Annotated in this window: 17 protein-coding genes; 4 read left to right on the forward strand and 13 right to left on the reverse strand. The window is 57.8% G+C overall.

Going from position 1 to position 15561, the window contains the following annotated elements; all coding sequences use genetic code 11:
* Window positions 1–93: 93 nt before the first annotated feature.
* The 13 genes from ACTJK5_RS15455 to dnaN all read right to left on the reverse strand — a co-directional run bounded on the left by ACTJK5_RS15455 (window position 94) and on the right by dnaN (window position 11977).
* On the reverse strand, window positions 94–1371 hold the full coding sequence (locus ACTJK5_RS15455; protein WP_440598843.1) for an imelysin family protein: 1278 nt from the start codon (window positions 1369–1371) through the stop codon (window positions 94–96).
* Window positions 1372–1527: 156 nt separating this feature from the next.
* Window positions 1528–2817, reverse strand: coding sequence for an RsmB/NOP family class I SAM-dependent RNA methyltransferase (locus ACTJK5_RS15460; RefSeq protein WP_440598844.1), 1290 nt, complete (start codon window positions 2815–2817; stop codon window positions 1528–1530).
* A gap of 158 nt (window positions 2818–2975) precedes the next feature.
* Entirely contained in the window at window positions 2976–3344 is a 369-nt protein-coding gene (locus tag ACTJK5_RS15465) for a septal ring lytic transglycosylase RlpA family protein (protein WP_113175855.1), read from the reverse strand.
* Between the two features lie 380 nt (window positions 3345–3724).
* On the reverse strand, window positions 3725–4603 hold the full coding sequence (locus tag ACTJK5_RS15470) for an SDR family oxidoreductase (RefSeq protein WP_440598845.1): 879 nt from the start codon (window positions 4601–4603) through the stop codon (window positions 3725–3727).
* Complete coding sequence (gene queG / locus ACTJK5_RS15475) at window positions 4604–5740, reverse strand: tRNA epoxyqueuosine(34) reductase QueG (protein ID WP_440598846.1); 1137 nt, start codon at window positions 5738–5740, stop codon at window positions 4604–4606.
* Window positions 5741–5822: 82 nt separating this feature from the next.
* On the reverse strand, window positions 5823–6515 hold the full coding sequence (locus ACTJK5_RS15480) for a glutathione S-transferase family protein (protein WP_062423668.1): 693 nt from the start codon (window positions 6513–6515) through the stop codon (window positions 5823–5825).
* Between the two features lie 53 nt (window positions 6516–6568).
* Window positions 6569–7162: a hypothetical protein gene (locus ACTJK5_RS15485; RefSeq protein ID WP_440598991.1), complete on the reverse strand. Its 594-nt coding sequence runs from the start codon at window positions 7160–7162 to the stop codon at window positions 6569–6571.
* Window positions 7163–7385: 223 nt separating this feature from the next.
* Window positions 7386–8366 (reverse strand): complex I NDUFA9 subunit family protein, encoded by a 981-nt coding sequence (locus ACTJK5_RS15490; protein ID WP_440598847.1) that lies wholly within the window; start codon window positions 8364–8366, stop codon window positions 7386–7388.
* A gap of 119 nt (window positions 8367–8485) precedes the next feature.
* Window positions 8486–8773 (reverse strand): DUF1330 domain-containing protein, encoded by a 288-nt coding sequence (locus tag ACTJK5_RS15495; protein WP_062423671.1) that lies wholly within the window; start codon window positions 8771–8773, stop codon window positions 8486–8488.
* Window positions 8774–8784: 11 nt separating this feature from the next.
* Window positions 8785–9492 carry an orotidine-5'-phosphate decarboxylase gene (gene pyrF / locus ACTJK5_RS15500; RefSeq protein ID WP_113261556.1) on the reverse strand — a complete coding sequence of 236 codons (708 nt, stop codon included), beginning with the start codon at window positions 9490–9492 and terminating at the stop codon, window positions 8785–8787.
* A 5-nt stretch (window positions 9493–9497) separates the two neighbouring features.
* A complete protein-coding gene (locus tag ACTJK5_RS15505) occupies window positions 9498–10079 on the reverse strand; it encodes a histidine phosphatase family protein (RefSeq protein ID WP_113261407.1) in 582 nt (193 codons plus the stop codon).
* 14 nt (window positions 10080–10093) lie between these two features.
* Window positions 10094–10687 carry a phospholipid N-methyltransferase PmtA gene (gene pmtA, locus ACTJK5_RS15510; RefSeq protein WP_113261408.1) on the reverse strand — a complete coding sequence of 198 codons (594 nt, stop codon included), beginning with the start codon at window positions 10685–10687 and terminating at the stop codon, window positions 10094–10096.
* Between the two features lie 171 nt (window positions 10688–10858).
* Entirely contained in the window at window positions 10859–11977 is a 1119-nt protein-coding gene (gene dnaN, locus ACTJK5_RS15515; RefSeq protein WP_062423674.1) for a DNA polymerase III subunit beta, read from the reverse strand.
* A gap of 316 nt (window positions 11978–12293) precedes the next feature.
* On the opposite strand from dnaN, the gene rsmI reads away from it, so the two are divergent.
* The 4 genes from rsmI to ACTJK5_RS15535 all read left to right on the forward strand — a co-directional run bounded on the left by rsmI (window position 12294) and on the right by ACTJK5_RS15535 (window position 15529).
* Entirely contained in the window at window positions 12294–13166 is an 873-nt protein-coding gene (gene rsmI / locus ACTJK5_RS15520; RefSeq protein ID WP_440598979.1) for a 16S rRNA (cytidine(1402)-2'-O)-methyltransferase, read from the forward strand.
* On the forward strand, window positions 13156–13524 hold the full coding sequence (locus ACTJK5_RS15525) for a YraN family protein (RefSeq protein ID WP_113226598.1): 369 nt from the start codon (window positions 13156–13158) through the stop codon (window positions 13522–13524). Before rsmI ends, ACTJK5_RS15525 begins: the two co-directional genes overlap by 11 nt.
* 10 nt (window positions 13525–13534) lie before the next feature.
* On the forward strand, window positions 13535–14089 hold the full coding sequence (locus ACTJK5_RS15530; RefSeq protein WP_113226599.1) for a sugar O-acetyltransferase: 555 nt from the start codon (window positions 13535–13537) through the stop codon (window positions 14087–14089).
* 141 nt (window positions 14090–14230) lie between these two features.
* Complete coding sequence (locus ACTJK5_RS15535) at window positions 14231–15529, forward strand: extracellular solute-binding protein (RefSeq protein ID WP_062443834.1); 1299 nt, start codon at window positions 14231–14233, stop codon at window positions 15527–15529.
* Window positions 15530–15561: the final 32 nt, after the last annotated feature.

A 15561-nucleotide genomic window follows, 5' to 3' on the forward strand; every position in this document is an offset into this window, starting at 1 on the left:
CTCGGCTCACGATGACCCGGCTTGGAGAAATGGAAACGAGGTGATGAGGCCGTCCGGGACGGCAGCCTCATCTATTTTTCGGATCAATCTATCTTACTTGAAGACGGCGTTTGGATTGTCGAGGCTCTGGGACCCCTCAAGCTCGATCTTGCCGAGGTCGAGAGCGGCAATCACGCGTTCGATCGTCTTGGTCTGGTCGAGAAGCCCGTCGATGGCGGCCTGCACCACGGCGTTACCCTCCTTGTTGCCTTCGCCAATCATCTGGTCGTAGGCCTCAACGGTCTGGGCGCGCTTTTCCATCGCGTGCATGGCATCGAGCGTTTTGTTGAGCTTGGATTTCATCTCGTCGTCCAGCTTCTTGTCGCTGGCGGCAACGAGTTCGGAGAGTGAAGGTCCGCTCATCTTGGTACCGTCAGCGCGCGTGTACTCGCCGGTATAAGCCGAAGCGATGCCAATCGCGTCGTTGAGATGCGAGTTGTAGGTGTTGTCGGAGAAGCAATCATGCTCTTCTTCCGGATCGTGCAGCAGCAGGCCAAGCTTCATGCGCTCGCCCGCAAGCTCGCCATAGGACAGCGAGCCCATACCGGTGAGGATCGCGGACAAGCCCTTCTTGGGATCGGCCTCGACATTCTTCGTCGCCTCGCCATCCGGCGCCCAGTTCGCGGCCATTTCCTTCAGGTCGGAGACCAGCAGGGTCGAAGCGGCTTTCAGATAATCGGCGCGGCGGTCGCAATTGCCGCCCGTGCAGTTCTTCGTGTCGTAGTCGGTGTAGGGACGGTTGCCCGCTCCTGGGCCGGTGCCGTTCAAATCCTGACCCCACAGCAGAAACTCGATCGCGTGATAGCCCGTAGTAACGTTGGCTTCCACTTCGCCGGCTTCTGCAAGGCTTCGGATCAGTTCGGGCGTGATCTTGGATGCATCGACCACTTCTCCGCCAACGGTCAGTTTCTTGTTGGCGATGATGTTGGCCGTGTAGAGTTCGTTCTCGTCGCTCTCAGTGCCGTAGGAACTATCGACATAGTCGATCAGGCCTTCATCGAGCGGCCATGCATTGACCTTGCCTTCCCACTCATCAACGATCGGGTTGCCGAAGCGATAGACTTCAGACTGCTGGTAGGGAACACGCGCCTTGATCCATGCTTCGCGGGCAGCTTTCAATGTCGCGTCACTCGGCGCTGCAATCAGCGCGTCGATCGCCTTGTCCAGCGCTTGTGCGGTGGTCAGTGAATCCTGATACTTCGCCTCAGCCAACTCGGCATAATGCTTGACCACGGCGGCGGGATCGGTCGCTGCTCTTGCGGGGGCCGCGGTGAAGGCTGACGATGCAGCGAAAAGCGCCATGCTGGCGCTTAGAACGGTTTTGCGAAACATGCTCTCTCCTGTCCAGCACTGCGGTAACGAGGCTGTGAAGGCGAGTTCTGAACCAATCGTAAACTGGTGTCAAATATTCTAGTTTAGAAGGCTTCCAACAAACGGACTGACACGGTCTTATCGCCTTGCAGCAGCGTTTATATGAGGAAATCCTTTCTAGCCCTTGCGGGTCATGGCGCAGAAGAAGAAGCCATCCGTATCCGTCGTCGCTGGCGTCAGAGTTACCGTTTCACCATCTGCAGAATGGGGCTTGGTTGCGGCCGGCCCGAAGGTCTTCGTCCACCGGTCAAGTGCCGACGTGATGGAGAATTCCGGGTTTTCAGCGCAGAAGCGATGAACCTGACGCTCGTTCTCTTCCGGCAGCACGGAGCAGGTCACATAGAGAAGCTCACCACCCGGACGCACAAAGGCCTTTGCCTGATCCAGAGCTTCGGCCTGTTGACCGACGCGCTCGTCTAGATTGCGTTGTGTGAGACGCCATTTTGTGTCCGGCCGCCTGCGCCATGTGCCCGTGCCTGTGCACGGTGCGTCCACGAGGACGCGGTCGAACTTGTCGCGGAACGCGTTCAGTCCGGCCGGCCTGTCATGCACCTGGACGTTTCGCGTGCCGGCACGTTTCAGCCGCTCGATGATCGGTGCCAAGCGTTTGCGATCGGCATCGAAGGCGTGAACCTGGCCCTTGTTGGTCATGGACGCGGCCATGGCCAGCGTCTTTCCACCGCCGCCGGCGCAATAATCGAGGATCTGCTCACTTTCAGTGGCGCCAGCGAGATCGGCAACGATCTGCGAGCCTTCGTCCTGCACCTCGAACCAACCCTTCTGGAAGGAAAGCTCGGCTGTGACGTTCGGCAGGCGCGACGGACCTTCGCCCGCCGGAATGCGTATACCTTGACGCGCGATGCGGGTTGCGACGGCGGCGGTCTCTTCCAGCGCCTTGAGCACCTTGTCGCGGTTTGCCTTCAGCGTGTTGGCACGAAGATCGAGCGTCGGGCGTTCATTCAGTGCTTTTGCCTGTCGGAGCCAGTCGTCTTCAAATGCCGCTTCAAGCGATGGCTGAACCCATTCTGGAATATCGCCCTGGATGTGCAGAGGCGCGTCGGCCAGCGAGCGGCTTTTCAGTGCGTTGATTGAATCTTCGGAAAGAGGCGGAGGGGCGAACTTATCGCCATCGAATTCTTGCGCCAGTTGCTCAGGCGTTTTGCCCCATTGGCGCAGCATGACGGCGTAGCCCAGCGCCGTGGCGCTATCGTCATCCATCAACCATGCGTGGGACAGTTTCATGCGAAGGGCATCGTAGACGATGTTGCCGATGGCGGCCCTGTCGCCGGAACCAGCGAAACGATGCGCCAGTCCCCAGTCCTTCAGTGCGTCGGCGACGGGGCGTCTGCGCGCCTCGATATCTGCCAACACTTCGATTGCTCCGGCCAAACGCCCGCCCAAACGCATTGTCTACCTCATCTCGTGATTGCCCGGTTGGTAGACGCGAATGGCGGCGAGGGCAAGGCTTAGGCTGGAATTCCCGAACAAGCGCTTCGGAAATCAAAGCATGGTTCACGTCAAGCGTCTAAACGGCCTCGCGAGAACGACATGCGGCAAAACAAGTCTTACTTGGCGGCAACGATCTCATAGCAGACTTTGGCGGTGCCGGAGCTAACCATGCCGAGGTTCTTGGCTGCAGCCTTGGACAGGTCGAGAACACGACCCTTGATGAACGGGCCACGGTCATTGATGCGAACGACAACGGCTTTACCATTGCGTGCATTGGTCACCTTGACCTTGGTGCCAAAGCGCAAGGAGCGATGCGCTGCGGTCAGATTGGAAGGATTCATCCTTTCGCCGGAAGCAGTCTTGGAAGTGAGAGCATACCAAGATGCGCCGCCGCAACCATTTGCAGCATTGGCTTGAAGAGGAGCGATAAAACAGCAGGCGGCAATAGTTGCTGCCGCGATAGTCATGCGTCGGATAGTCGTCAAACTGTGCTTCCCTGATACTCGGCCCCGCGCCGAATGAATTGCGGAGAGTTTAGGGACGCGGAAAAATGGCAAAAACTTGCCTTCTTCCAATCACGAACTGTTACAGTCTGTAACATTCGTGATCGCCGGCGTGAAAGCCAATTTTAGATAGCCGTCTATGGTTTCGGAAAAATTTCTTTAGAATCAAACCACAAGCGCAAAAGGATTGCGGCACCAGCCTACGAGTCACGACTTCACAAAAGTCGAGTGAAATAATTTTCTAAAAGCTGAAAAAATCCTCTAAATTTGTACATTAATAAAAGGTTAAAGACAAATTTAACGATGATAAACATTCTCAAAACGCCACTTGGATGGATTTTTCACCCTTTGAAGATGAACGTTCATTCATCTTTCCAGGTGCCGCTTTCCGACAATTGGCGCAGCGATCCGCGGTAATCGGGGTAGCGAAACGTAAAGCCCATGTGGCGGAGCTTGCCGTTCGAGACCCTTTTGTTCTCGCCATAGAAGGACCGGGCCATGGGGCTCAGTTCCGCCGTCTCGAAGGATTGTTCGGGAGGAGGGTCGATCCCCATCAGATCCGCGGCGAACGTCACGACATCTTGCGGCGGTGCCGGCTCGTCGTCCGTCACGTTGAAGATGCCGTTGGCGTTGCGCGACACAAGGAAAGCGCTCACTGCACCGATGTCCTCGACGCGGATGCGATTGAAGACCTGATCCTGCTTGATCAGGCGCCGGGCAGTCCCCTTTTCCAGGTTCATGAAGCCGTTGCGGCCCGGTCCATAAATGCCCGACAGACGCAGAATACAGAGCGGCACCGAGGCGTCGTTCGCCGCTTTGATCCACGCCTGCTCAGCCTCCACGCGCTCCAGCGAGCGTGCCGAAACGGGCTTGCAAGGCGTTGCCTCATCGACCCATGCGCCATCGTGATTGCCGTAAACGCCGACGGTGGAAAGATAGGCAGCCCATTTTAGCTGCGGCATGAGCGATTGCAGATTCCCGCCGCACAGGCGCAACAATGGATCGCCCGTCTTGCCGGGAGCAATCGATTGGACGAGATGGGTGACGGTTGAGAGTGCCGCGCACAAATCGTCATTGAGCATTTCGCCATCGAAGATGAACGGGGTGATGCCGAGCGATTGCAGCTTGTCGGCCTGGTCGGCGCTTCGCGTGGTACCGCACACCAGGTCCATGCTGTCCTGAAGACTTTTGGCGATTGCTTTGCCGGAATATCCGGCACCGAAAATCATCAGCTGCGACATCTATGCTCCTGCGATACGCCACTCGTCCTGCACATCCGAATCGTCTTCGGTCGTGTGCGCCGCAGCGTAAGCATGGAAGCTATGGCTGTCCATTAACTGTGAGAGTGCCCAGACGGCCATGCCGCGCACCTCTGGTGATGCATCGCTTGTCAGACGCTTGCACTTTTCGACCAAGCCTTGGTCCTTCGAATTGCCGGCCGCGATCAGAACGTTACGGATGAAGCGATTGCGACCAATCCGCTTGACTGGCGACCCGCTGAAGAAGGTTCGGAATGCAGCGTCATCGAGTCCAAGAAGAAAGTCGATGGGGGGTTCCTTGAGATCCTCTCGCGCCTGCAACTTCATTTCCGATGCGCTGGCGGCGAACTTGTTCCAGGGACACGCAGCCAGGCAATCGTCGCAGCCATAGATGCGGTTGCCAATCATCGGTCTGAATTCGTGTGGTATCGGCCCTTTATGCTCGATCGTCAGATAGGAAATGCAGCGCCGCGCATCGAGCTTGTAGGGCGCGGGAAAGGCGTTGGTCGGGCATGCGTCCAGGCAGGCGCGACAGGAGCCGCAATGATCCCTATCAGCCTCATCGAGACAGAGTTCGGCCGTGGTGAACATGCTGCCGAGAAAGAGCCATGAGCCGAAAGAGCGGCTGACGAGATTGGTGTGCTTGCCCTGCCAGCCAAGACCGGCAGCGGCAGCCAGTGGCTTTTCCATGACTGGCGCGGTATCGACAAAGACTTTCACGTCTTCGCCAGCACGCGCCGCAAAGCGTGTTGCGATCTCCTTCAGTCGTCCTTTGATGACGTCATGATAATCGCGGTTGCGGGCGTAAACGGAGATTGCGGCCTTGTCCGGCTGTTCAAGGATTGTGCGCGGGTCTTCATCCGGTCCGTAATTCAGGCCGAACATCACGATCGAGCGGACATCGCCCCACAGGGTCTTGGGGGAGGCCCGCCGCTCCTGCGTTTCCGCCATCCAGCCCATGGTGCCGTGGAAGCCGCTGTCGAGAAATTCACGCAATCGCTCCGGCGCCTGCGGAATAGCGTCCGGCGAGGTGATCCGACAGAGGTCGAAGCCAAGCGCCGTTGCTTCCGCTTTGACGAAATCCGTCAGCTTGCGTGCGCGCAGCTCCTGCTTCTGCAAGACCGTGTCGATTGCTTCTCTCCTGGGACGCCTGCCGGCACTGCGCCGACTGAGACGCTATATATAATGCGTGGTGACAGGATTAGAAATCGAGATCGGCATAATGGGAAGAGGGTGCCAGACGTGGCACGCGTTCGGCCAGCAGCGGACGGAAGGACGGGCGTGACTTCACCCGCTGGTACCATTCCTTGGCAATCGGCGCTTCCAGCCAGTTGATCTCCCCGAGATAGTCAAGAATGGAGACCGATGCTGCGGCCGCGAGATCGGCATAGCTCAAGCGATCACCGGCGATCCAGGTGCGCGAACCCGCAAGCCATTCGAGATACTTCATATGCTGGCGAATGTTCGACCGGGCGGTCCGCAGAAGTTTCGAGTCCGGCGGTCCGCCACCTTGGGCAGCCGTCATCTGCAATTTGTAGACACGCTCGCGCACCAAGGGCTTGGTGACGTCGTTTTCCATTTTCTGAAGAAACCACTCGGTCAGACGACGGATTTCAGCGCGTTGAAACGGTTCTTCCGCCAGAAGACGACGATCGCGCTTCAGCACGCCATGCGCCTCATCCAGAAACTCTGCCAGCACATAAGGCCCACAGAGCGAGCGCATGTTGTCGTCGAGATAGACGGGCAAGGTACCGGCCGGATTGAGCGCTAGAAATTCCCGCCTCTTTTCCCAGGGCTGCTCCTCGACAAGATCGATCTGGAAGCCATATTCGGCAAGGATCAGCCGGACGAACCGTGATGCTGTCGACATGGAGGAATGATAAAGAGTTGGCATTTGCGCTCAGAGTTTGTGTTTCTTGCGGTTGCTTATCTGTGGTGGAAAAAAGCTCAAAGTGCGGCTTCGGCACGAAATAATAGACGAAGTTTTTTTAACGTAACTTTAATGCTGCGTTGCACCACAGCATGGGCGCGAAAATCGAGACGATTTTCAGAAAACGCAATGGGTGGGCTCGAATAAGATGGAGCGTCCCTTGTGCATTCAAGGATGCACGGGACTCTTTCTCTTTCGCGACTGCCTTGAGCGGCTGCAATAAAAAAGCGCCCTGGATTTTCTCTCCGGGCGCTTAGCCTTTTCACGCAACGGCCGTCAGGGCCATCGACCTCACTGCGCAGAGATGGAGCTCGTTGCGCATGGGTCAACCCCATAGGCAGGAGAGCAACCGGTCTTGCCCGCGGCAACCGTGCCCGGAGCCATGAACGAACCTGCCAGAACAACCAACGCCGCACACGCAAAAAAGAGTGCGATAGACCTGCCCATTTCTCATTGCCTTTCAAAATTAAAATACGAGCGGTCGCGCCGCTGCTTGGTTGTTCGATGGAGGATGTGTCGTGATTGTGGCGTTTACCAATAACTGACGTTGCTGAACACCGGGTTAATGTGAAGACTTTTCCACCGTTGCCCTTGCGCCACGCTTGCGGCATTCCCCACGCGTTTCCGCGACATTCCCACCCCTTGAACGTAGCGACGAATTCGTCGCCGAACGCTCGTTGGGGTCATAACGGGTGGAGTAATCTTTGGTTGCAGCGCGTTTTGAAAAAAACCGGAGGCATCGTAGCGCAGTCGCAATCGACTCATCAAAGCACGAGGCGCGTCAACTCAGAGAGTTGAAGCGCCGTTCGTGCTGAGAAGAGGAAGAGTTGTGCTTTAAGCAGCTTTTCCCGCATTGCTGAACTGGCCGTGCGGGCGGTAGCTGACCAGATAGGACGACAGCACCGAGGTGATGCGAACGGGTGTGATCCCCATCCCTTCCAACGTCAGACCCGCCTTTTCCGCTTCAGCCGATACCACATTGTCATTCTTCAAAAGGGCAATCTGGTCGGAGGTGAAGGGAGGCTTGATCAGCGGAATGAGGGACGCCACCGAACCCATCAACGAGGCAATGCCGAACGGCAGGTTGACCATCGGGCGTTCGCGGTAGGTTGCTTCCAATACAGCCTCAAGACATTGACGGAAGGTCAAAACGTCCTGGCCGCCAAGCTCATAGGTGGCGCCCGCCTTCAGCTGACCGTCGACGCTGCGGGCAACGGCTTCCGCAACATCTTCAACATAGACGGGCTGGAACTTCGTCTTTCCACCACCGATCAATGGCAGGAAGGGGAGCGTGCGGGCCATGCCGGCAAACTTGTTGAAGAAGTCATCCTCAGGGCCGAAAACGATGGACGGGCGCAGAACGATGGCGTCTGGCAGAATGGAGCGGATCGCGGCTTCTGCGCGGCCCTTGGTGCGGGCATATCCAATCGAAGAATTCGCATCGGCGCCGATTGCCGAAATATGGGTCAGCGTCGCGCCTGCCGCTTTTGCCGCTTCAGCGACGGCGCGCGCACCAAACTCCTGCACGGCGTCAAAGGTGTTGCGGCCATTTTCGAACAGCAGCCCGACGCAATTGACGACGTGATCGGCATCTTCGACAGCACGGACGATCGAGTCCTTGTAACGCAAGTTTGCCTGGGCAAAGGAGATTTGGCCGACATTGCCGAGCGGCTGCAGGAAGCCTGCAAGATCCGGGCGGCGCACCGCAACGCGGATACGATAGCCGCGCTTTGCCAGCGTGCGAACCACATGCCGCCCGACAAAGCCCGAGCCGCCAAAAACGGTGACGAGAGGAGGAAGGTTGGCCAAGGGCATGGGACGGCTCCTGCGAAGCGTTAATGGATATATTCTGGTGTCTTAGCCGAAAGCTAGGCGCACGGGAAGAGAGAACAGTATGAAGCAGAACGGCGACTGAGAGAGCCTTCCGGCGCTATTCAAATTCCCTCGACGACGACCATTTCCGCATCGGCCACTTCCTGGCGAATTTTAGCTGCAGCCTGATACTCTTCGGAGTTATAGCAATCGACAGCGTGCTGCATCGAAGGGAACTCGATGATGACGTTGCGGGCGCGTGCCTGGCCTTCCAGTTCTGTGAAGGCACCGCCGCGAGCGATAAACTTTGCACCATAGCGTTCGAAAGCCGGCTTGGCTGTCGCGACATAATCCTTGTAGCGCTCGGCATCGCGAACATCCACGCGGGCGATCCAGTAGGCTTTGGTCATGGCTGTCGTCCTTATCGATTGGCTGGGAAGCTGGCCCGCAGCATTTCGTCCAGAATGGCGCGTGCCGCAGCCTTCGGGTCTGCCGCCTTGACGATGGGACGGCCAACGACCAGATGGCTCGAACCGCGCTGAATGGCGTCAAAAGGTGTGACGACGCGCTTCTGGTCTCCGGCGTCTGCACCGGTCGGGCGAATGCCGGGGGTGACCACCGCCATGTCGGGTCCGAGGATGTCGCGGACGGCTGAGGATTCTTCAGCCGAGCAGACAATGCCGCCCATGCCTGCTTGTCTCGCCTGTTCGGCGCGCTTGAGAACCAGCGACCGCGCGTCACCCTGGTAGCCTGCCTCCACCAGATCGGCATCGTCCATCGAGGTCAAAACCGTGACGCCGAGAAGCGTAAGATCCGATCCCTTGGCGGCAGCAACAGCAGCACGCATGGCCTTTGGATAAGCGTGCAGGGTCAGCATCGACATGCCCATCTTGGCGATGTTTTCCACGCCGGAGGCAACGGTGTTGTCGATATCCAAGAGCTTCATGTCGAGGAAGATTTTCTTGCCGCTCTGGGCAAGCTCGCGGGCGAACTCCAGCCCACCGGCGAAGACCAACTGATAACCGATCTTGTAGAAGATGACATCGTCGCCAATGGCGGTGACGATCGCCTCGGCCTCCTTGACGGTTGGAACATCCAAGCCAACGATCAGGCGCTCGTTCGTGGTCATCATCTTCACCCCTGCCAATTTTCGATGGGCGTCCAGTCGCATGTCACTTTCCGGTCCGCAAGATCGAATCTGAAAAGATTGCCACCGCCGGGCGGCTGGTCGGTGCTGCGTCGGATGACATCGTGGCTGAGGTGACTTTTGAGAAGGGTGCCGACCGCGCCATGACCGATGAAGGCAATGGGCTGGCTGGAATCGTGGGTGGCGAGGATGGTTTCGACCGATTTTACAATGCGAGCCTGTGCGTCGGCTGCGGTTTCCCAGCCTTTGTAGCTTGCATGCGGGTGGGCGAAGAACCAGTCAGCGGCCTTTTCGAAGAGGTCAGGCGGAAGAAAGCCGGTCGCGCTTCGGTCGTTCTCGTGCATGTCCTCAACAGTTTCGACGTCGAGACCGCTGGCTCGAGCAAGATATTGCGCCGTTTCGATCGCTTTGGTCTCGGTGCTGCTGACGATACGGCGAAAGTTGCGAGCCCAGGGCTGCGAAAACGCCCTTCGGGCTCTTTCTGCCCCTATATCCGATAGTCCCCATTCCGGAACGGGAACCTTCGGATCGATGCGAACCTGCGGATGAGTTATGTAGAGAGCGTACATGCCCAAAGATTAGACTAGGTGCGGGTATAGGTCCACAGCTGCGCAGGCGGAATGTTGCGCACCACGAAGTCGAAATGGCGGATGTGATAGAGGTGAGGCTGCGCCACGATCGGCGAGACCGGGCCATAGGAAATCTGAACGACGGGACGGCCGTGCGGGACGCGATTCAGCAGCTCATCCAGCAGCTTGATTCTCGCAGCCATCGGAAAATTCAGCATGGGAACGGCGGAAATGACACAGTCGAACATCTGGTCCTTCTGCTCGCCCAGCGTCTTATCCAGATCGAAGGCGTCGCCATTGATGAAGTTCACGCCAGGATAGTTGCGCAAAAGCTGCTGATAGAAATCCGTCGAATATTCGATTGCTGTCACCTGATCGGGCCGAAGACCGCGGCCGAGGATGGCTTTGGTGATAACGCCGGTTCCGGGTCCAAGTTCAAGAACGGGAAGGCCTGAATGAGGGTTGATGACGCTTGCCATCCGCCGCGCGGTAATGCCGGAGGTGGGAACGATCGCGCCGACTTTTTTCGGCTGATTGACCATCCCCTTGAAGAAGCGAATTTCTTCTTCGAATTTTCGGCCGAAGCGTTCTTTCAGGCTCAGTCCCATTTTTCGTCCCCTTATTTGTCGTCAAACACCATTTGTTGAAACTGTGGCGACATCTTGTCTCGTATGGCGCAAATCAAAAGCAAAATGTCGCAAGTGGAAAAACTTATCGCAATGCTGGAGCCAAAAAAAGCCGGAGGAAAATTCCGCCGGCTTTTTTCCAAGATTGTTGTTTTACACGCGCATCGGCATCAGCACGTAGAGCGCATCGTCCCCCGCCGTATCGCGCACCAGCGTGGGCGAGCCTGCATCGGCCAGAAGGAAGATCGCATCTTCGCCAGACAATTGCGCCGTGATATCGAGGAGATATTTGGCGTTGAAGCCGATCTCCATCGGATCGTTCTCATAGCCAACAGCCACTTCTTCCGTCGCACTTCCAGAATCCGGGTTGTTGACGGTCAGCGTCAATTGTCCGTCGGTCAAGGCAAGCTTGACGGCACGCCCGCGTTCCGAGGAAATGGTGGAGACGCGGTCCACGGCCTTGGCGAAGCTGCTGCAATCGACGCGCATTTCCTTGTCGTTGCCGGTCGGGATGACGCGCTGATAGTCCGGGAAGGTGCCGTCGATGAGCTTCGAGGTCATGACGATGTCGCCGATGGTCAGACGGATCTTGGCGTCGGACACTTCGACAGCGACTTCCAGCTCGGGATTGTCGACGAGCTTCTGCAATTCGCCAACCGTCTTGCGCGGAATGATGATGCCCGGCATGCCCTCGGAACCGGATGGCGCGTCGACATCGGCGCGTGCCAGGCGGTGGCCGTCTGTCGCAACTGCACGCAGCTTCAAATCGCCGCCGCTTTCGATCGTATGGAAGAAGATGCCGTTGAGGTAATAGCGGGTTTCTTCGGTGGAGATGGCGAACTGCGTGCGATCGATCAGCATCTTGAGATCGGTGGCCTTCAGCTTGAAGCTGTGGCTGAAGGTGCCAGCGGTCAGGTCAGGGAAATCCGTTTCCGGCAGGCACTGCAGCGAGAACTTGGAGCGCCCGGACGCCACCGTCATCGACGAACCGTCGGGATTGGTCGCGAGTAGCACTTCCGACCCGTCGGGCAGCTTGCGGACGATTTCATAAAGCAGATGGGCCGGCACGGTCGTCGCACCCGCCTGTTCCACCATGGCCGGTGTCGCTTCTGTCACTTCCAGATCGAGGTCGGTCGCCTTCATGTCCAGATTGGCGCCGGATGCGCGCAGCAGAATATTCGACAGGATCGGAATAGTGTTGCGCCGTTCGACCACGCGATGCACGTGGTTCAGCGACTTCAAAAGGTTGGACCGCTCAAGAGTAATACGCATGGACGCTACCGCTTTCAACCGTTGCGATCCGGCGGTGCCGGATCGGCAAGATAGTCTTTCCCGGCCTGATGCCGGATAATGGGACAGGCAAAATGGCAGAGTTATCGTGTGAAATGCAAGAGGCCAGCATACGCTAGCCGTTGCTATTCCCCGCTAACGTGCGTGATCCACAGATAAGAGTGACATCTTGCGCTTGTTCAGCCGCGTCCGATTGCCCATAAGTGCTTCCTTGGAATGGCAAAATAGATTGGACTGACCCGTGACAGACGAAACCAACGACGACCAGACGGAGACGTCTTCGGGCAAGAGCTTTCGCATCGCGGGCGTTTCGGTTCCGGCACGGCCGCTCGAGAATGCCCTTTATCTCGTGGCGACGCCCATCGGCAATCTGGGCGACATCACATTGCGCGCGCTCGAAACGCTAAGCTCCGCCGATGTTCTGGCCTGCGAGGATACGCGCGTCACCCGCATCCTTCTGGAGCGCTACGGCATTCGCAATCGCCCTTACGCTTATCACGAACATAATGCCCAGGAGGTAGGGCCGAGATTGGTTGCTGCTCTAGAGGCGGGCAAGTCGGTGGCACTCGTTTCCGATGCAGGCACGCCGCTCGTGTCCGATCCCGGTTATCGGCTTGGCCAGCTGGCGCTGGACGCGGGCTATCGCGTCGTGCCCATTCCAGGCGCCTCCGCACCGCTTGCCGCACTCGTCGGATCTGGCATGCCGAGCGACGCCTTCCTGTTTGCGGGGTTCCTGCCGGTGAAAGATCGTGGCAAGCGCGATCGCTTTGCCGAGCTTTCGAAAATTCCGGCAACGCTCATCTTTTTCGAATCCCCGCACCGCATCGGTGCATCCGTGCGTGTCGCCGCAGAGGTGCTTGGGCGCGATCGCCGCGCCGTTGTGTGCCGTGAGCTGACCAAGACTTTCGAGGAGTTCCGTCGCGGGACCTTGGGCGAGCTTGCGGACTATTATGACGAAGACCGCACGGTGAAGGGTGAGATCGTGCTTCTCGTCGAGCCGCCATCCTATGATGACATCCCCGATATTGAGGATGTCGAAAAGCTGTTGAAGGATTTGGTCTCCACCATGCCGGCGGCCAAGGCGGCTGCCGAGGCGGCAAAGCTCACCGGCTTGCCACGCAAGGAACTCTATCAGCGACTGCTCGACATGAAGGACAGCCATGGCGGTTGATGTGCGGCATGTGAAAAGACGCCGTGCGGAAAAACGCGGCCACGCTGCCGAATATTGGGCGGCGTTTTATCTCATGCTGAAGGGCTATCGCATCCTGGCGCTGCGCTATCGCACGCCGCTTGGCGAGATCGATCTCATTGCCCGGCGCAAGGACGTCGTCGCCTTTATTGAGGTGAAGGCCCGTCGATCGGAAAATGGCGCGGTTGATGCTGTCAGCTGGCAATCGCAACGGCGCATTCGCGCGTCTGCCGATCTCTGGCTGGCACGACGTAAAGATGCGCATCTGTTGTCTTTGCGTTTCGACATCGTCGCTGTCTTGCCGCGGCGTCTGCCAGTCCATTTCATCGATGCTTTTTGAGGACGATTCCATGTCGAGCGAACGTGAAAAAATGGCTGCTGGCGAATGGTATTGCTGTCTCGATGACGAGTTGGACGCGCTTCGGGTCAAAGCGCGTTTTGCCGTTCATCAGCACAATATACTGCCGCCGGACGAGCGTGGATCGATTGGCCCGCTGCTTGGCAAGCTTCTAAAATCGGCCGCCGGAAGCGCTTTCATCGAAGCGCCGTTCCATTGCAGCTACGGCCTCAATATCAGCCTGGGGGAAAGGGTCTATCTTAATGCAGGCTGCACCATCCTCGACTCCGGCAGCGTCGAGATTGGTGCGGGCTCCATGCTCGGCCCTGCCGTTCACATCTATTGTGCCGATCACCATCGCGACATCACGTTGCGCGGGCAGGGGATCGAAAGGGCACGGTCGGTAGTGATCGGCAAGGATGTCTGGATCGGCGGCGGCGCCATCATTCTGCCGGGCGTGACAATAGGCGATGGAGCCATCGTCGGTGCCGGTTCGGTGGTGACGAAGAGCGCCGCGCCAGGCGACATCGTCGTCGGCAACCCGGCGCGCTCGACCCGAGATAAATAATCTACCTGCGATTGCCCGGCGCGATCGGCCTGCAATTTCGAAGCTTCTCACGTAACAAATCTGACATGAAATTGTTAAATTCCCGTCACGGAACGTCCCTATTCGCATCCTCACCCAACAAGGGCGGTAGAGGATCGAAAGATGATCAAGAAAATTTCCATGGCCGTGATGGCCCTCAGCGTTTCCGCAACATCTTCCATGGCGGCAACCAACATCACCTTCTGGCATGGCATGGGCGGCCGCAATGGCGAAGTCATCAACGAGGTCGCGCAGAAGTTCAACGCTGCGCAGAGCGCATGCGCGTTGACGCCCGTTTCCAAGGGCTCCTACGAGGAAGCGCTGGCAAGCGGCATCGCCGCCTTCCGCTCCGGCGAGCAGCCGAACATTCTCCAGGTCTTCGATGCCGGTGCCGCCACCATCATCAACGCCAAGGGTGCCGTCATCCCGGCGGAAGATATCATCACCAAGGCTGGCTACACGTTCGATCGCGAAGCCTTTATTCCTGGCGTTCGCTACTTCTACGCTGCAGCTGATGGCAAGTTCGTCGGCATGCCGTTCAACTCCTCCGCGCCGATCATGTATATCAACACGGACGCCCTGAAGAAGGCCGGTGTCGAAGCGCCGAAGACCTGGGAAGAGTTTGAAGCCATTGCCCCGAAGCTGAAGGAAGCCGGTTTCATACCCCTCGTTCAGTCGCAGCTGACCTGGCAGTTCACCGAGAACTTCTTCTCGCGTAACAACGTCCAGTTCGCCACCAACAACAACGGTTATGACAGCGTTGTAGATACCAAGCTCAAGGTCACCGACCCGAACCTCATCATGATGTTCGAAAAGCTGAAGTCCTGGAAGGATCAGGGCTACTTCGCTTACTACGGTGCCGGCTGGAACGACAACCAGAAGCCATTCGAAGAAAACAAGGTCGCTCTCTGGATCGGTTCTTCGGGTTCCTTCGGCGGTCTGCAGAAGACAGCGCAAATGCCGTTCTCGGCAACCTTCCTGCCATACTGGGGCGCAATCAAGGGCGCTGGCACCAACTCCTTCATCGGCGGTGCGGCCCTGTTTGCCATGTCCGGCAAGCCTGAGCCTGAAAACAAGTGCGTGGCGGACTTCTTCCAGTTCTTGACCTCGCCTGAGATCCAGAAGTTCTACCATGAAGCGACCGGCTACGTGGCCATCACCAAGGCAGCCTACGAGCTGGCGAAGAAGGAAGGCTACTACGAGAAGCAGCCTGTTGCCGAAGTCGGCATCAAGCAGCTGTCACTGCCTGGCGGCGAATGGTCCAAGGGTTACCGCCTCGGCTTCTACCCGCAGATCCGCGCCATCATGGAACGTGAATATGGTCGCATCTTCTCCGGCGAAGTCTCCGTAAAGGACGCCTTCAACATCATCGAGAAGGAAGGCAACGACCTTCTGGCCCGTTTCGCCAAGACCGCTGGCTGATCATACCGTCACCCTATCGAAGGACCTCTCCT

It is taken from the genome of Agrobacterium sp. 22094 (assembly GCF_052046015.1).
GTDB lineage: Bacteria > Pseudomonadota > Alphaproteobacteria > Rhizobiales > Rhizobiaceae > Agrobacterium > Agrobacterium cavarae.

What these genes read in the sequence shown, in the direction of transcription:
- ACTJK5_RS15455 (WP_440598843.1), bottom strand. Translation starts at nt 1,371, where the DNA reads ATGTTTCGCAAAACCGTTCTAAGCGCCAGCATGGCGCTTTTCGCTGCA.
- ACTJK5_RS15460 (WP_440598844.1), bottom strand. Translation starts at nt 2,817, where the DNA reads ATGCGTTTGGGCGGGCGTTTGGCCGGAGCAATCGAAGTGTTGGCAGAT.
- ACTJK5_RS15470 (WP_440598845.1), bottom strand. Translation starts at nt 4,603, where the DNA reads ATGTCGCAGCTGATGATTTTCGGTGCCGGATATTCCGGCAAAGCAATC.
- ACTJK5_RS15480 (WP_062423668.1), bottom strand. Translation starts at nt 6,515, where the DNA reads ATGCCAACTCTTTATCATTCCTCCATGTCGACAGCATCACGGTTCGTC.
- ACTJK5_RS15485 (WP_440598991.1), bottom strand. Translation starts at nt 7,162, where the DNA reads ATGCCGCAAGCGTGGCGCAAGGGCAACGGTGGAAAAGTCTTCACATTA.
- ACTJK5_RS15490 (WP_440598847.1), bottom strand. Translation starts at nt 8,366, where the DNA reads ATGCCCTTGGCCAACCTTCCTCCTCTCGTCACCGTTTTTGGCGGCTCG.
- ACTJK5_RS15495 (WP_062423671.1), bottom strand. Translation starts at nt 8,773, where the DNA reads ATGACCAAAGCCTACTGGATCGCCCGCGTGGATGTTCGCGATGCCGAG.
- pyrF (WP_113261556.1), bottom strand. Translation starts at nt 9,492, where the DNA reads ATGACCACGAACGAGCGCCTGATCGTTGGCTTGGATGTTCCAACCGTC.
- ACTJK5_RS15505 (WP_113261407.1), bottom strand. Translation starts at nt 10,079, where the DNA reads ATGTACGCTCTCTACATAACTCATCCGCAGGTTCGCATCGATCCGAAG.
- pmtA (WP_113261408.1), bottom strand. Translation starts at nt 10,687, where the DNA reads ATGGGACTGAGCCTGAAAGAACGCTTCGGCCGAAAATTCGAAGAAGAA.
- dnaN (WP_062423674.1), bottom strand. Translation starts at nt 11,977, where the DNA reads ATGCGTATTACTCTTGAGCGGTCCAACCTTTTGAAGTCGCTGAACCAC.
- ACTJK5_RS15525 (WP_113226598.1), top strand. Translation starts at nt 13,156, where the DNA reads ATGGCGGTTGATGTGCGGCATGTGAAAAGACGCCGTGCGGAAAAACGC.
- ACTJK5_RS15530 (WP_113226599.1), top strand. Translation starts at nt 13,535, where the DNA reads ATGTCGAGCGAACGTGAAAAAATGGCTGCTGGCGAATGGTATTGCTGT.
- ACTJK5_RS15535 (WP_062443834.1), top strand. Translation starts at nt 14,231, where the DNA reads ATGATCAAGAAAATTTCCATGGCCGTGATGGCCCTCAGCGTTTCCGCA.